The organism is Nocardia sp. NPDC059691, from assembly GCF_042733915.1.
Lineage (GTDB): Bacteria > Actinomycetota > Actinomycetes > Mycobacteriales > Mycobacteriaceae > Nocardia > Nocardia sichangensis.
Genome location: NZ_JBHWFB010000004.1, coordinates 293,687 through 308,488 on the forward strand (window position 1 = coordinate 293,687; position 14,802 = coordinate 308,488).

A 14,802-nucleotide genomic window follows, 5' to 3' on the forward strand; every position below is an offset into this window, starting at 1 on the left:
AGCGGGCCGCCTTCGAAGTGGCCGTATTCTGCCGAACCGACCCGATCACCGCACGCTGGCGTCGGGGAGCATGGGCGGGCACGGTGTGCCCGGCGCGGTCTGCAGCTCGAAATGCCAGTACTCGTTCTCGAACGAGCGGCAGAGCCCCCATCGGTAGCCGTTCGTCTCGAGCCACCGCGCGCCCTGTTGCGGACCGACATCGATGGCGTCTCCGGACACGTGGGTGGACTCCTCCGGCGGCAGGACCCAGCGGCGCGCGTTGTCCGGCCCGTAGGTCGCCACACCGTCCTCCCACAGCGCCTGCTGCTCGGCGGGCGTCCGGTACCCGGACGTGATGGACAGCGGCACCCCCTGCGCGTGCGCCTCGCGTTCGGCCAACGTGTAGGCCAGCGCCAGCTTGGGATCGAGCCCTTCGGTTCCCGTCGCCGAACCCACCGACTCGCGCTGCTCGATGGCGACTGCCATGTCGGCCTGCGCCTCCCCCGCCGAAAAACCGACCGCGACCAGCGCCGGAAGCACTGCCACCGATAGTCCCGCCGCCACCCGACTCCGCCCAGCATTCCCGAACACCATGCGCCGATGCTATCGCTTGCGATCACCTATGCCGGATATGCCCCGATCGCAACGCGCTCCCGCGCTACCGGGGCAGGACTTTCGCGGTGACCGGCGCACGGCAGGAGGCAGGTCGCCGCCGCACCGGAGCCGGCTCGGCAGCCCGGGCGGTGCGGAGGCTTCACGCGGATGCGGGGATCGTGTCCTTCGCGAGCTCGCGGTAGTACTCGCTCGAGGCCATCAGCTCGTCATGGGTTCCGATCGCTTCCACACGTCCGCCGTCGAGCACCACGACACTGTCCACGTCCCGAATCGTCGAATACCGATGGGCGGCCACGAGAACGGTGCAACGTCCGCGCAGTTCGCGCAACGTCCGCAAGACAGCCGCCTCGCTGATCGGGTCCAGGTTCGACGTCGGTTCGTCCAGCAGAAGCAGGTCGGGCTCGGTCAGCAACGCGCGTGCGATCGCCAAACGCTGCCGCTCGCCGCCCGACAGGGACTGTCCGTGCTCGCCGACCTGCGCGTCCATGCCGCCGTCGAGCCGGGCGAGGACATCCTCGAAACCGGCGAGCTCGACCGCGCGCTCGACCTGCCGCTGGGTGGCGTGCGGATGGGCGTAGGGGAGGTTCTCCCGCACCGAACCGTGCAGGATCGGAGCGCCTTGCTCCACGAAGGCGATGCGACGCCGATAGGGAGGCAGATGGAGGCGAGACACGTCGTGACCATCGAGGAGGATCACGCCGCCATCGGGCTCATAGAAACGCTCGATCAGGGACAACACCGTGCTTTTACCACTGCCGGATCGACCGACCAACGCGACTTGTTCGCCACCCGGCACCGTGAAAGACACTTCGTCGAGCGCTCGGCGTGACGGCTCATAGGAAAAGGTGAGCGTGCGGAGTTCTACCGTGGCCGGTCTGCGCCGCCCATCGTGCACCACCGCCTGCCCCTTCCCGAGACCGGTCAGCGTGGCGGGACCCTCGGTACCGGTGTCGTCTTCGATGTCGACCCGAAGCGCTTCGGCGACGCGCTGGAACGCACCCATCCCTTTCTGTATCGATCCCAGCAGCGAGATGGCGCCGGCGAGCGGTGTGGCCAGAAATGTGGCGTACAGCAAGAACCCGACCAGTTCACCGACTTCCATCCGGTCGCCCGCCACGCGAATACCACCGATCAGCAGCAGAGCGAGAAACGACCCGTTGACCGCCGCCGAACTCGCCGGGCGGATGATCGCCTCCATGCGCGCGGCGCGGACACCGCTGTGCAACGCCTGGGCCGCCTTCGCGATGAGGCGAGCCGCTTCCCGGTCCTCAGCGGAACTCGCGCGCACCGTTCGCAGTGAACTCAGGGCTCGTTCGGTGTCGGCGGCGAGTTCTCCGACACCGGTCTGCGCGCTCTCCGAGGCGGTTCTGATCCCCGCCAGAGCAGCCGCCACCAGCAATCCTGCCGTGGCGATGGTGACCAGGGTCACCACGGTCATGAACGGACTGAGCCAGACCATGGCCGCCAACGCCGTGATCGCCGAGACCACCGATATTCCCAACTGCACCACGCTCGTCACCGCGTGCTCGCGCATCGCCGAGGTATCGGCGCCCAGTCTGGATGTCAGATCCCCGATCCGCATGCGGTCCAGTGCCGGCATTCGCACCCGCAGCAAGCGCTCGACGACACGCGCACGCAGATCGAATACCACTCGTTCGCTGGTGCGCGATACGAGAAAGTCGCCGCAGGTCTCGAACAGCGCTTGTGCGACGAACACCACGATGAGCGATGCCACGAGCCCGGCTATCGCGTGCCGACCGGCTACCGCGTCGATGATCCGCATGGTCACCCAAGGCTGCACGAGGCCCGCGCCGGTACCCGCCAGCAGCAACAGGGCACCGGCACCGACTTCCCTTGCGTGCCGCCGCAGTAGAGCGGCCAGATCGCGGTACCGAACTCGGTCCTCGCGCCGCAATTCCGACACTTCACCCCCTGTGTCCGACCGATGAAGCAGATATCGATCCACTGCCATAGTCGTACGGTTCAGGGTAGGCGAACAAGTTCATTCCGGCTTCGAACGGTGCGTGGGCGGACAATCATCCGCTTCCGCCTCGGCGTGTTGCGAGACACAAGATCGACTTCAGCCGGGGCATCCAACTGGCGCACTACTCCACATGCAGCGCACTGCAGGTGTGGACAACAGTCAGCGAATTCCACAGAAAACTCCACAACTTGGGATAATACTCATCTGCTATGTCCGTTATGCGACCAATTGTCCTCTTGCGGCAAACATTTCGCCCATCCTGGAACGAGTGATGTCCACAATCTGTGGATGTGTTGTGGATCACTACGGCATTCAACCTGCTACCAATCGCGAATTGGCCGCCGATAAGCGACTTTTGGGTGATTTGTGCCCTGTCGTGGACAACCGGAGGGATGAGATCGAGCCTCCGCGAGAAACTTTCGCGAGGCGATGCGTCCCTTTCGGCCGGTATGTCAGGCATACCCGGACCAAGACATCAGCACGGACATATTCCGCGAATCCCCGCGATCCGGGCGCGGCGAACCATTTCGAGCCGTAGACACACCGCGGGCGGCCGTGGCTCGCGCCGCCAGCCGCCCGTGAATCGGGTGAATCATCCACAGATGTCGGGAATTTCACATTCCCTCCCCAGTCATGTGAAGATCGGCCGCATCAGACGATACGGACCGGTCACATTCCCGGCGGGCCGCCCAGCGCGCTCGGACGCGACGGCGGCGCGGTCATCCGCACACCTGCCCGGCGAATCGACTCCGCCGCTTCCCTGTTGCGCGCGATCCGCTCCAGGATCGCACCGCCGTGCGCGCGGGCATACGCGAGCGCCAGCCTGATCTTGCTCGCGTGCAGGTCCGATTTGGCGCTGAGCACGGCGATCCGGCGTTCCAGCGGTCCGTCCAATTCGCGCAGGCGCGCAACGACTTCCCAAACCTCCGGACCGGCCGTCAACGCAGCGCGCCGGTCGTGCAGCGGGCCGCGGAAGACGATTCCGGGGTGGTCGAGCTGGTCGACGCCTTCGTGGATCAGCCGATCGAGCAGTGTGGTACAGCTGGTTCCCTCACGGGCAGCGCGATCGGCCAACCGGGAGGCGGCCGACTCGGTGATACACAACGCCGTCGGTACTGGCCTGGACGTGCTCATAGCTCTCCTCGACCTGCATCGGTGCGGAAATCGACGAAGTTCTTCGCTAAGCGTGCCCGCTGCGACCGCACCACCGCCCCGGTGATCGGGGTGACATCGTCGTGTCCGGGCCTGCCAGGCAGGCCCGGACGACGGCTCAGACGCGCTCTTTGGAGCGGGTGCGCACGCGCAGCGCGATCGGCTTCTGCGTTTCGGCGAAGAAGTCGTTGCCCTTGTCGTCGACGACGATGAACGCCGGGAAGTCCTCGACCTCGATCTTCCAGACGGCTTCCATGCCCAGTTCGGGGTATTCGAGCACCTCGACCGACTTGATGCAGTCCAGCGCCAGCCGCGCCGCGGGCCCGCCGATCGAACCGAGATAGAAGCCGCCGTGTTCCTTGCACGCCTTGGTGACCTGCGCGGAACGGTTGCCCTTGGCGAGCATGACGAACGAGCCGCCCGCCGCCTGGAACTGGTCGACGTAGGAGTCCATCCGGCCCGCGGTGGTCGGGCCGAACGAGCCGGACGCGTAACCCTCCGGCGTCTTGGCCGGGCCCGCGTAGTAGACGGCCATGTCGCGCAGATAGTCCGGCATCGGCTCGCCCGCGTCGAGCCGCTCCTTGATCTTGGCGTGCGCGATGTCCCGGGCGACGACCAGCGGACCGGTCAGCGAAAGCCTGGTCTTCACCGGATATTTGGACAATTCGGCACGGATCTCGTCCATCGGCCGGTTCAGGTCCACGCGCACCACGTCGCCACCGAGGATCGCGTCGGTCTGCTCGGGCAGGTACTGCGCGGGCTCGCGCTCGAGCTGCTCCAGGAACACACCCTCGGCGGTGATCTTGGCCAGCGCCTGCCGGTCGGCCGAGCAGGACACCGCGATGGCGACCGGGCAGCTGGCGCCGTGCCGGGGCAAACGCACGACCCGCACGTCGTGGCAGAAGTACTTGCCGCCGAACTGGGCGCCGATACCGAAGGACTGGGTCAGCTTGAAGACCTCTTCCTCCAGTTCCAGATCACGGAAGGCGTGCGCCGACAGCGAGCCCTCGGTGGGCAGGTTGTCGAGGTAGTGCGCGGAGGCGTATTTCGCCGTCTTCAAAGCGAACTCGGCGCTGGTGCCGCCGATCACGACAGCGAGGTGGTACGGCGGGCAAGCCGCGGTGCCGAGCGAGCGGATCTTCTCGTCGAGGAACTCCAGCATCCGCGCGGGGTTCAGGACGGCTTTGGTCTCCTGGTACAGGAACGACTTGTTCGCCGACCCGCCGCCCTTGGCCATGAACAGGAACTTGTAGGCGGGGTTCGCCGGATCGCCCGCGGTGGAGTACAGCTCGATCTGCGCGGGCAGGTTCGAACCGGTGTTCTTCTCCTCCCACATGGTGATCGGCGCCAGCTGCGAGTACCGCAGATTCAACTTGGTGTAGGCGTCGAACACGCCCCTGCTGATCCATTCCGCGTCGTCGGCGCCGGTCAGCACGCCCTCGGACTTCTTGCCCATCACGATCGCGGTGCCGGTGTCCTGGCACATCGGCAGGACGCCGCCCGCGGAGATGTTGACGTTCTTGAGCAGATCGAGCGCGACGAAGCGGTCGTTGCCGCTGGACTCGGGGTCGTCGATGATCTTGCGCAACTGGCCCAGATGCGCCGGACGCAGGAAGTGACTGATGTCGTGCATCGCCGTTTCGGTGAGCAGCCGCAGCGCCTCCGGGGCGACCTGCAAGAAGGTGCGCCCGTTGTGCTCGAACGTGCTGACGCCCTCCGTCGTGAGCAACCGGTAGGGGGTATCGTCCGCGCCGATGGGCAGCAGGTCTGAATAACGGAACTCCGGCGCGGTCACCAGTCGCACTCCTTCGAACGGGCCCGAACAACCGCGAACGGCCGGGCTGGTCACGAGCACAGCGAGCCTAGTCACCGCCGCGCACGCCCCTGCTGGTTAGGCAACCCTATCTCGGACAGTTGGCCAGCAAAGGTTGCACGTTCAACCCCGGTGATGCTACCTCTCATCTCTGAGAAAGCGTTCGGGCGGCCGAGTCCGGCCGCGCGCGGACCGTTCCGCGCCGCACATCGCGACACGGAACGATCTTGGGACAAATCGGAGTTTGGAGCGCTGTCGTGACCGATCCCCAATGGCTCGATGACGTCGAGATGCGCGCCTGGCTGGGTTTCGTGCGCACCCGCGACCTCATCGCCGCGGCGGTCGGGCGGGATTCCACCAAGGAGTCCAACCTCACCTACGTCGAATACTCGGTGCTGGCCTATCTGGCCGAGTCACCGGACCACCGGCTCACCTTCGCCGATCTGGCGGCCAAGCTCGAGTGGTCGCAGAGCAGGCTCTCCCACCAGATCACCCGCATGGAGAAACGGGAGCTGGTCGTCCGTGAGCCGATCCCCGACGACGCCCGCCGCACCGCCGCCAAGCTCACCCCGTTCGGCGCCGATGTGCTCACCGACGCCGCGCCCGCGCACGTGCAGAGCGTGCGCAGGCACATGATCGACATCCTCGATCGCCAGCAGCTCGCCGCCCTGGCAGACATCTACGACACCTTGCTCGCGCACCACCGGCGGGCGGCGGCCGAGAGCTGACCGCTCAGGCGGGCGTGGCCGCGTGGTCCGCCGGACCGCTTGCCGCGGAGCGGTTTTCGGGCAGCCCGAGCGCTCGCTCGAACCCGGCGGGCACCACCACGTCCGAGCGGTCCAGATCGCCGACGCTCGTCTTGCGCAGACCCAGCAGCGCCGAATCGATGCCGCCGCGCAGGATGTCCAGCACGTTCTCCACGCCGGCCTGCCCGTTCGCGGCCAGGCCCCAGAGATAGGCGCGCCCGATCATGACCGCCCGCGCACCCAGCGCGACGGCCTTCACCACGTCGCTGCCGCGCCGGATGCCGCCGTCGAGCAGCACCTCGATCTGCGAGCCCACCGCGTCCGCCAGCACCGGCAGCGCGCGGATCGCGGCGGGGGTGCCGTCGAGGTTGTTGCCGCCGTGGTTGGACACCGAGATCGCCGCCACACCCGCGTCGACCGCACGCAGCGCGTCGTCCACCCGCATGACGCCCTTGAGCAGCACCGGGCCTTCCCACTGCTCGCAGACCCAGCGCACATCGGCCCAGTCCGGCGCGGGCGTGCCCATCCATTCGCCGTAGGCGCCGAAGAAACCCGGCGCGGGCGCGTCGCCGATGGCCATGTTGGGCGCGGTGAGATCCGGAATGCTGCCCGACCGCGCATAGGTCGCCAGCCACCGGGGACGCGCCAGGGTCTGCGGCGCGAACTTCAGCATCGTGCGCAGGTCCAGCTTCTCCGGGATGACCGGGCTGCCCCAGTCCCGCCCGTGCGAGAACGACCAGTCCAGTGTCAGGATCAACCCGACCGCACCCGCCCGCTTCGCCCGGTCCATCCGCTGCAGGATCTCGTCCTTGCCGCCACACCAGTACAACTGGAAGAAGGTCGTCGGGTTGGCCGCGATCACTTCTTCGATCGGCTTGCTGGCGAACGAACTCAGGCCCATGGCGATGCCGCGCGCCGCGGCCGCCCTGGCGACGGCGACCTCACCGTCGGGATGCACCGCCTGCACACCGGTCGGCGAGATCAGCACCGGCATCGAAAGCTGTTGCCCCAGTACGGTCGTGGACTGGTCGCGCGCGCCGATCGGCCCGGCCACGTGCGGCGCGAAACCCAGTTCGGTGAACGCCCGCTGATTGTCCTCGATGGTCTGGCCGCGCTCGGAGCCTGCGATCAACGCGCCGTACACCGATTTCGGCAGGCGCTTCTTCGCCCGCCGCTGCGCTTCGGCGACGGTCTCGAACCACGGGTTCATGTTGCGGTCCTTTCCGGGGAGTTCTCCGGCCACCAGTGCCGGGTTCGGTCGAGCAGGTCGGTGCTCAGGTGATCGAGCAGTGCCGCGCCCTCGGCGGCGGTCGCGCCCGCCGGGTCGCCGAGCACGCCGTTGGCGCTGACCGCGCGCACTCCGCCGCTACGCAGCAGCGGCAGCAGTTCGGCCAGCGGGCGGGTGTCCCCGGCCGCGGCGCGGTCGGCGTGCACTCGCTCGGGCGCGAGGGCCAGTTGCAGCGCCGTCTCCGACCGGCCCGCGTGCGGGTCGCCGTCGAAGCGCGGCAGGTACACGCGCACGTCACGCGATTCGGCGCGCAGCAGATCCTCGGCCCGGCGCAGCGGTTCGATGTTGCCGCCGTGCCAGTTGACCAGCAGGATCCGCTCGAAGGCTTCGGTCGCCGAGCGGCACAGCTCGACCACCAGCAGTTCCAGCGCCGCCTGCCCGATCGACAGCGTGCCGGGAAAGCCCGCGTGCTCGCCGCTGGCGCCGTACGGGATCGCCGGTGCGGCGAGCACGTCCGCGCGCGCCGCGGCCAGCCGGGCGCACAATGCCGCGGCGATGTCGGTGTCGGTGGACAGCGGCAGATGCGGGCCGTGTTGCTCGGTCGCGCCGACCGCGACGGCAACGATCGCACCCGCGGTGGCGCGCACGCCCGCCTCGGGCCAGGTGAGATCCGCCAACATGCGGCGAGATTATCGTCAGTCACTGACAAAATCAAGGGCCGTGGCGGCCGAGCACAATCGAACAATGCTGGAGAACCGGGCCAGGCGCGGCCGCCCACGCGGCACCACCAAACGCGAACTCGAACTGATCGCGATGCGACTGTTCAGCGAACAGGGCTTCGACGAGACCACCGTCGAGCAGATCGCCGTCGCCGCCGGCATCAGCGGACGCACTTTCTTCCGGTACTTCCCCACCAAGGCGGAGGTGCTCTGGTCGCAGTTCGATGATGAGGTCGCCGCACTGCGCGCCGCGTTCGCGACGGTGCCTGACGACGTTCCGATGATGACCGCGGTGCGCCGAGTCGTGGTCGAAGCCAACAAATATCGCGCCGAGGACGTTCCGGAACTGCGCACCCGGATGCAGTTGGTCGCGAACATCCCCGCGCTGGCCGCCACCGCGGGCGCGCACTACGACGCCTGGGAGCGCGCCGTGAGCGCGTTCGCCGCGGGCCGGCTCGGCGAACCGGAGGACGGGCTCATCCCGCTCGCCGTCGGCCGGACCACGCTGGCGGCGGCGCGCGCCGCGTTCGACGCCTGGCTGACCCGCGCGGACGCGGACCTCACGGTGTATTTGGACGAGGCGCTCGCAGCGCTGGAACGCGGATTCGCTACGGTGCCGTGAGGCACTCTCGCACTCGAACATCAGGCGAACAACCGGCAGGTTTCGTCGGCGACTCGGGTGGGGTATGACTAGGCTCGGAATCGGCACGCGCCGAATGCACAGAGATCCCGACTGAACCGTCGAAAGGGGCAGGAGTCCATGTCCGAGGTGTCCATGAGCCTTTCGGCGGATTCCCTGACCGCGGGACCGATCGATCAATTGCTCCCGCAACTCGTCGAGCACCTGCGCCAGAACCGCACCGCGCTGCGTGAAGAGTGGGCCCGCCGCATCGCCGACGCCCAACTGCTCACCGCCATGACCCCGGAGGAGATCTTCTCCGAGGCGACCTCGATCTACGACGGCTACGTCGACGTGCTCGAGACCGGTAGCGTCGAAGCGCTGCAGGCGTACGCGCGGGACCTGTCCGAACGCATCATCCCGAGAGGCGTCGAGACCGACGAGGTCATCGGCATCGTGCTTCTGCTGCGCGACGTGCTCGCACGCAGCCTTTTCGAGAAGTACCAGTCGGACTTCGAACTCCTCAACAAGGTGCTCGACGCCTACGAACCGGCCGCCAACCGCATCGCCAACACCGTGACCGTGTCCTTCGTCCAGGAGCGCGAGCGCGTCATCCGGCAGCAGCAGGAAGCCATTCGCGAGCTGTCCACGCCGGTGCTGCAGGTGCGCGAACAGCTGTTGATCCTGCCCATCATCGGCGTGCTGGACAGTCAGCGCGCCCGCCAGCTCACCGAGCAGTTGCTGCGCGCCATCCGGGCCAACCGCGCGAAGGTCGTCGTCATCGACATCACCGGTGTCCCCCAGATCGACTCCACCGTGGCCAACCATCTGGTGCAGACCGTCGACGCGTCCGGCCTGATGGGCGCGAACGTGATCATCACCGGGTTGTCCTCGGAGATCGCGCTCACCCTGGTCACCATCGGCCTGGATCTGTCGAAGATGAACGCGGTCGGCGACCTGCAGGGCGGTATCGAAGAAGCGGAACGTCTGCTGGGCTACGAGGTTTCCCGCGTGACCGAACGGGTCACCGAACGCGACGGCCGCTGATCGGGCGCGCCACATGCCGGTTCCGATTCTCAAACAAGGGACGTATCTCATCGCGTCGGTGCAGTCGGCGCTGACGGACGCCGATACCGAGCGCCTGCAGGACGACCTGATGAAACAGGTCAGCAAATACCGGGCACACGGCATCATCGTCGATGTCACCGCGATCGACGTGATGGATTCGTTCGCCGCGAGATCGTTGCGTACCATCGCGCACATGACGCAGCTGCGCGGCGCCGAAACGGTGATCGTCGGTCTGCAACCGGAAGTCGCGTTCGCCATGGTGCAGCTCGGTCTCACCTTCGAGGACATGCACACCGCCCTCGATCTGGAAGAGGGACTCGCCTGGTTGGACCGCAAGATCCCAGCCCGTCGCCAGCGAGACGGTCGTGACAGTGGCCGCTGAGAACGTGGTGATCGCGGTCAGGGTGTCCGGAGACATCGTGACCGCACGTCAAGCCGGACGCGAACTGGCAGCGAAACTCGGATTCACCCTCACCGACCGCACGATGATCTCCACGGCGATCTCCGAGATCGCCCGCAACATCACCAGTTACGCGGGCAGCGGCGAGATCCGTCTGCTCGTCGACGACCGGGAGGGCCGTCAGGCCCTGGTGGTGCAGGCCGAGGACCAGGGGCCCGGCATCATCGACATCGCCAGAGCATTGGAGGACGGCTACTCCACCGGACGCGGGCTCGGGCTCGGTCTGCCCGGCGCCCGGCGGTTGATGGACCGGCTGACCGTGGATTCCGCGCCGGGTCGCGGCACGCTGGTGGAGATGTGGAAGTGGGTACCGAACGGTGCATGAGGACGGGTTCATCGGCCGGATCGAGTGGGCGGTGGCCGGACGCGCACTGCCGGGTCAACAGGTCTCCGGTGACCGCGGTGTCGTCCTCGACGCCGGTGGCGGCACCGTCCTCTTCGCGGTCCTCGACGGGCTCGGGCACGGCGCCGCCGCGGCGGACGCGGCCGATCGCGCCGCGCGGGTGCTGTCGGAGAACCGCGCCGAACCGCTGGACGTGCTGATGGTGTTGTGCCATCGGGCGATGGCCGACACCCGGGGGGCGGCGATCTCGCTGGCCCTGTTCGACGAGGGCGACACGGTGCGCTGGCTCGGCGTCGGCAATGTCGAATCGCAGGTGCTCACCGCGGGTCCGGCGGGCAGCCCGAAGGTGCACGCCACCGTCCTGCTGACCGCGGGCATCGTCGGCTATCGCCTTCCGGCCAACCTCCAGCCGCAGTCGGTCGCGGTCCGTCCTGGTGACCTGCTGTTGATGTCCACCGACGGTATCGTCACCGAATCCGCCTCGACCATCGACCTTTCCAAGTCCACCGCCGACATCACCGCCGACATGCTCGCCCGGCACGCCAAAGACACCGACGACGCGCTGGTGCTCGCGGCGCGGCACCGCGGTGCGGGAGGGACGGCCAAATGAGCGCCCTGCTGGCCGACTTCCTGGACGACTATGGCGATGCGCTACGGCGGCACATGGATTCGCCGACCCAGGCCGGTCTCGCCGAGGGCTACGAGCTGGGCAGGCGGGCCCTGGTCGAAGGCATCAGCCTGCTCGACCTCACGGAGAACCACTTCCGCGTGGTCCAGGAAGCGGAGGAACAGCGACAGAAGGACGCGGCCGCCGAGGGCCGCGAACTCGCGGCACGCCTACCGGAAACCGCGCTGGAATTCCTGTTGCAGACCCTGGTTCCGCTGGACATCGCGACCCGCGGCTATCTGGACGGCACCCGCCGCTACGAGCAGCAGCGCACCCGCGCCGACGATCTGGCCGGACGCGACGCGTTCCGCACGGCGCTGGTGGAATCGCTGCAGGACGGCTTCTTCGTCGCCGACGCGCAGGGCACCATCATCGAGGTCAACACCGCCTTCGGCGCCTTGACCGGCTACGGCGCCGCGGGCATCCCCTATCCGCTGCCGCATCCGTGGTCGAGCCCGGACGGTCCGCGCTATCCCGACCTCGGTACCGAGGCACAGCGCTTCGTCATCCCGATCCGGCACCGCGACGGGCGCAATGTATGGCTCGCGGTGAGCACCAGCGCCCTGATCAAGCCGGAGGACAACGAGCGGATCTTCGTCGGCACGCTCCGCGACATCACCGCCGAACACGACGCGCAGGCGCGCGACCAGGCCGCGTCCCGGCTCGCCACGGCTGTCGGCGCGGCCACCAGTGTGGTCGAAGTGCTCGCCGTCGGGCTCGACGAGCTGCGCCGTACCGTGGGCGCGGAAACCGCGGTGGTGGCGGTGTGGCCCAGCCGCAACGCCGTGCCGGAGGTGTACGTCTCCGGCACGGGCGCCGACCGCACTTCACACGACGGCGCCGCGTCCCTCGACGACGGGTCGCGCGCCCTGCTGGAGCGGGCCAGACGCAGGCCGCCACGCAGCCTGCTGGCCATTCCGGACGGAGCCGAGAGCTCCGAGGGCATCGTCGCTCCGCTCGGCGAGACCGGCGACGCGGCGGTGTGGTTGCGCTTCGCCGCACCCCGGGCGATCAGTGCCGCGGACTGGACGCTGTTCTCCTTGTTGATCGGTCATCTCAGTCTCGCCGTGCAGCGGGCGCGCAACTTCGACCAGGCCCGCGCCACCTCGCTGACCCTCCAGCGCGCCATGCTCGGCCCGATCGATCTGCCGCCGCGTTTCTCGGTGCACTACGAGCCGGCGCTGCCGCCGCTGGAGATCGGCGGCGACTGGTACGACGTGGTGCCGCTGCGCGACGGCACCATCGGTGTCGTGGTCGGCGACTGCGTGGGTCGCGGCTTGTCCGCCGCGGTCGTGATGGGACAGTTGCGAACCGCCGCCCGTGCGCTGCTGCTGCGCGGCGCGGGACCTGCGCAGCTGCTCGCCGAACTCGACACCGTCGCCGCGCGCATCCCCGGCGCCATGTGCACCACCGTCTGCGCCGCGGTGCTGGACCCGGTGCGCGGTCTGGTCCGCTACAGCAGCGCCGGTCACATGCCACCGATCCTCGCCGACGTCGCCAGGACCGGCAGGCTGCTGGAAGGCGGGCGCTCGGTGCCACTGGCGACCTTCGATCCGCCGCGCAGGCCGGAGGCCACCACGGCGCTCACCCCCGGTTCGACCCTGGTGCTGTTCACCGACGGTTTGGTCGAACAGCGCGGCGTCGACATCGACGAGGGGTTCGCCAAGATCGCCGCGGTCCTCGCCGACACCTCGGGACGGCTGCCGCGCGAAGTGGCCGACGCGGTGCTGTCGCGCCTGCGGCCGTCCGCGGGGTACGACGACGACGTCGCCATGGTGGTCTACCGCCAGCCGCCCGCACCGCTGCGGCTGGACGTGCCCGCGCGCGCGGACGAGCTCGCGGCCCTGCGGCGCACGCTGAAGGGCTGGCTGGCCGCCGCGGCGGTGCCGCACGACTTGGCCGCCGATCTGGTCGCGGCGGCCAACGAGGCATGCAGCAACAGCATCGAGCACGCCTACCGCAACGACGACACCGGCCGGGTGCGGATGTCGGCCACCTGCGACATCGACACCGTCGTCATCGTGGTCGCCGACGCGGGCGGCTGGAAGCCACGGGCATCCGATCCCGGGTATCGCGGCCGCGGTATCGACATGATGCGCGCCCTGACCGAGGAACTCGACATCGACCACTCGGAATCGGGGACGACCGTGCGGATGTCGGTGACGCTGCCCGCGATCACCTTCCCGGTGGCCAATCCGTTGCGCGGGACGAACCGGCGCGTTCCCGGCTGAGGACTCGCCTTGCGCTGAGCGCAGCGGCGGGCCGAACTCCGTAGATCCGGTATTGCATGCCCCGATACGGGTTACCGGATTCCGCCCATTCGCTGACGATCATGCAGAACGCGCCGTCGAACCTGCTGTCCGGGTGGACATAACAACCATAGAGGCGCGGCACGATATCGGGACCGCCCGGCGCCCAGAAAGATCCTTTCACCGGGCGGTAGGTCCAGGCTGTGCGCCAGTTGTCGGTGATCCTCCTGGCTACCTTGACGAAGGCACCGTAGGCCCCGGCGTCGAATCCCGACATCACCCAATTCCCTTGGATCCGCCGCAATCCGATCTCGCCTAGTTTCGTGTCGTCGGCCAGGATGCCGAAACGCGGATCGCCGCCCGGATCCCGGCCCCAGCCCCAATCCTGTCCGTTCCAGCCCCATCCTTGCCAGGCCGCCGGGTCGATGAGCGCGGCATGGCTCTCGCGTACCCGCCACAGCAGCATGTTCTTGTTCCGGGCCAGTCCGCCGGTGGAGATGACGTAGACGTAGCCGTCGCCACCGCTTTCCCACGAGATCATCGTGCGTTTGCCGCCGTAGGCGCTGGTCGACCACCGCACGGCGGTATCGGTCCAGCTCTCGCCGTTGTCGTCGGAATACCGGATCTCGCACCACTGCTCGTTCGCCAATCCCTGGGTGACCATCACCCACAGATAGATGCGGCTGCCGATGGTGATGGCGTCGCAGGGCAGAACCGTGGAGTACTGGGGATTGTCGTGCGGGTAGTCCCAGAGTTGCCGGGCATCCCGCGCCGCCGATCGGAATTCGATCGGTGCGGACACGTCGTGGGTGCCGCTGCGCAACAGCATCGGGGAACGCCAATTCGGCCCTCCCACAGCGGGTTCGGCGCCGGAGAACGTGTCACCGAGCAGGTATCCGATCTCACCGCTCGGCATGCGGAAGGGGATGAACAGATCCGAGCCTCCGATGTCGGCCATCGGCAGCGGGTTCAGGTTTGCGATCTTGGGCATCGCCGGATCCTGTCGATTCTCGGAGCGTCGCTGATGGATCGGCTCGTAGGGATCACCGCGAGTGTGCACGGGCTGTTCACCAGTATCGGCTGCCGATGGCTGCGACGTTGCTGATTCGGGCGGATGAGGGCACGCGAGAATGCGGAAACCGACTGTGCAGCTTGTATTC

General features: G+C 68.0%; 14 protein-coding genes. 7 read left to right on the top strand and 7 right to left on the bottom strand.

Going from position 1 to position 14,802, the window contains the following annotated elements; translation table 11 throughout:
* Positions 1-45: 45 nt before the first annotated feature.
* The 4 genes from ACFV2O_RS11640 to ACFV2O_RS11655 all read right to left on the bottom strand — a co-directional run bounded on the left by ACFV2O_RS11640 (position 46) and on the right by ACFV2O_RS11655 (position 5,525).
* A complete protein-coding gene (locus ACFV2O_RS11640; protein WP_355077684.1) occupies positions 46-465 on the bottom strand; it encodes a M15 family metallopeptidase in 420 nt (139 codons plus the stop codon).
* A gap of 268 nt (positions 466-733) precedes the next feature.
* Positions 734-2,566, bottom strand: coding sequence for an ABC transporter ATP-binding protein (locus ACFV2O_RS11645; protein ID WP_379251762.1), 1,833 nt, complete (start codon positions 2,564-2,566; stop codon positions 734-736).
* 681 nt (positions 2,567-3,247) lie between these two features.
* Complete coding sequence (locus tag ACFV2O_RS11650) at positions 3,248-3,712, bottom strand: hypothetical protein (RefSeq protein ID WP_379251763.1); 465 nt, start codon at positions 3,710-3,712, stop codon at positions 3,248-3,250.
* 136 nt (positions 3,713-3,848) lie between these two features.
* Complete coding sequence (locus ACFV2O_RS11655; RefSeq protein WP_356962016.1) at positions 3,849-5,525, bottom strand: fumarate hydratase; 1,677 nt, start codon at positions 5,523-5,525, stop codon at positions 3,849-3,851.
* A gap of 275 nt (positions 5,526-5,800) precedes the next feature.
* Here ACFV2O_RS11655 and ACFV2O_RS11660 point away from each other — a divergent pair, with 275 nt between their 5' ends.
* The gene (locus tag ACFV2O_RS11660) at positions 5,801-6,271 is read left to right on the top strand and encodes a MarR family winged helix-turn-helix transcriptional regulator (protein ID WP_379251764.1); all 471 of its coding nucleotides are present in this window, start codon (positions 5,801-5,803) and stop codon (positions 6,269-6,271) included.
* A 4-nt stretch (positions 6,272-6,275) separates the two neighbouring features.
* On the opposite strand, the gene mftD is transcribed toward ACFV2O_RS11660, so the two are convergent.
* Together mftD and mftE are read right to left on the bottom strand one after the other, a co-directional pair.
* Complete coding sequence (gene mftD, locus ACFV2O_RS11665; RefSeq protein ID WP_379251765.1) at positions 6,276-7,499, bottom strand: pre-mycofactocin synthase MftD; 1,224 nt, start codon at positions 7,497-7,499, stop codon at positions 6,276-6,278.
* Positions 7,496-8,197 (bottom strand): mycofactocin biosynthesis peptidyl-dipeptidase MftE, encoded by a 702-nt coding sequence (mftE, locus tag ACFV2O_RS11670; RefSeq protein WP_379251766.1) that lies wholly within the window; start codon positions 8,195-8,197, stop codon positions 7,496-7,498. Before mftE ends, mftD begins: the two co-directional genes overlap by 4 nt.
* A gap of 64 nt (positions 8,198-8,261) precedes the next feature.
* Between mftE and mftR the strand changes: the two genes are divergently transcribed.
* From mftR to ACFV2O_RS11700, 6 genes are all read left to right on the top strand, one after another.
* On the top strand, positions 8,262-8,858 hold the full coding sequence (gene mftR / locus ACFV2O_RS11675) for a mycofactocin system transcriptional regulator (protein WP_355077481.1): 597 nt from the start codon (positions 8,262-8,264) through the stop codon (positions 8,856-8,858).
* 138 nt (positions 8,859-8,996) lie between these two features.
* Positions 8,997-9,902 carry an STAS domain-containing protein gene (locus ACFV2O_RS11680; RefSeq protein ID WP_039798458.1) on the top strand — a complete coding sequence of 302 codons (906 nt, stop codon included), beginning with the start codon at positions 8,997-8,999 and terminating at the stop codon, positions 9,900-9,902.
* Positions 9,903-9,915: 13 nt separating this feature from the next.
* Positions 9,916-10,305 carry an STAS domain-containing protein gene (locus tag ACFV2O_RS11685; RefSeq protein WP_039798459.1) on the top strand — a complete coding sequence of 130 codons (390 nt, stop codon included), beginning with the start codon at positions 9,916-9,918 and terminating at the stop codon, positions 10,303-10,305.
* The gene (locus tag ACFV2O_RS11690; RefSeq protein WP_051020806.1) at positions 10,295-10,708 is read left to right on the top strand and encodes an ATP-binding protein; all 414 of its coding nucleotides are present in this window, start codon (positions 10,295-10,297) and stop codon (positions 10,706-10,708) included. Before ACFV2O_RS11685 ends, ACFV2O_RS11690 begins: the two co-directional genes overlap by 11 nt.
* Positions 10,701-11,336 carry a SpoIIE family protein phosphatase gene (locus ACFV2O_RS11695; RefSeq protein ID WP_379251767.1) on the top strand — a complete coding sequence of 212 codons (636 nt, stop codon included), beginning with the start codon at positions 10,701-10,703 and terminating at the stop codon, positions 11,334-11,336. Before ACFV2O_RS11690 ends, ACFV2O_RS11695 begins: the two co-directional genes overlap by 8 nt.
* On the top strand, positions 11,333-13,624 hold the full coding sequence (locus ACFV2O_RS11700; protein WP_379251768.1) for a SpoIIE family protein phosphatase: 2,292 nt from the start codon (positions 11,333-11,335) through the stop codon (positions 13,622-13,624). The genes ACFV2O_RS11695 and ACFV2O_RS11700 overlap by 4 nt, the downstream gene beginning before the upstream one ends.
* Here ACFV2O_RS11700 and ACFV2O_RS11705 read toward each other — a convergent pair.
* A complete protein-coding gene (locus ACFV2O_RS11705; RefSeq protein ID WP_379251769.1) occupies positions 13,569-14,633 on the bottom strand; it encodes a DUF4185 domain-containing protein in 1,065 nt (354 codons plus the stop codon). The two genes, ACFV2O_RS11700 and ACFV2O_RS11705, sit on opposite strands and share 56 nt — an antisense overlap.
* Between the last annotated feature and the right edge of the window lie 169 nt (positions 14,634-14,802).

Bases quoted from the DNA above. Each gene is read 5' to 3' on its own strand.
- ACFV2O_RS11640 (WP_355077684.1), bottom strand. From the start codon at position 465: ATGGCAGTCGCCATCGAGCAGCGCGAGTCGGTGGGTTCGGCGACGGGA.
- ACFV2O_RS11645 (WP_379251762.1), bottom strand. From the start codon at position 2,566: ATGGCAGTGGATCGATATCTGCTTCATCGGTCGGACACAGGGGGTGAA.
- ACFV2O_RS11650 (WP_379251763.1), bottom strand. From the start codon at position 3,712: ATGAGCACGTCCAGGCCAGTACCGACGGCGTTGTGTATCACCGAGTCG.
- mftD (WP_379251765.1), bottom strand. From the start codon at position 7,499: ATGAACCCGTGGTTCGAGACCGTCGCCGAAGCGCAGCGGCGGGCGAAG.
- mftE (WP_379251766.1), bottom strand. From the start codon at position 8,197: ATGTTGGCGGATCTCACCTGGCCCGAGGCGGGCGTGCGCGCCACCGCG.
- mftR (WP_355077481.1), top strand. From the start codon at position 8,262: ATGCTGGAGAACCGGGCCAGGCGCGGCCGCCCACGCGGCACCACCAAA.
- ACFV2O_RS11680 (WP_039798458.1), top strand. From the start codon at position 8,997: ATGTCCGAGGTGTCCATGAGCCTTTCGGCGGATTCCCTGACCGCGGGA.
- ACFV2O_RS11685 (WP_039798459.1), top strand. From the start codon at position 9,916: ATGCCGGTTCCGATTCTCAAACAAGGGACGTATCTCATCGCGTCGGTG.
- ACFV2O_RS11700 (WP_379251768.1), top strand. From the start codon at position 11,333: ATGAGCGCCCTGCTGGCCGACTTCCTGGACGACTATGGCGATGCGCTA.
- ACFV2O_RS11705 (WP_379251769.1), bottom strand. From the start codon at position 14,633: ATGCCCAAGATCGCAAACCTGAACCCGCTGCCGATGGCCGACATCGGA.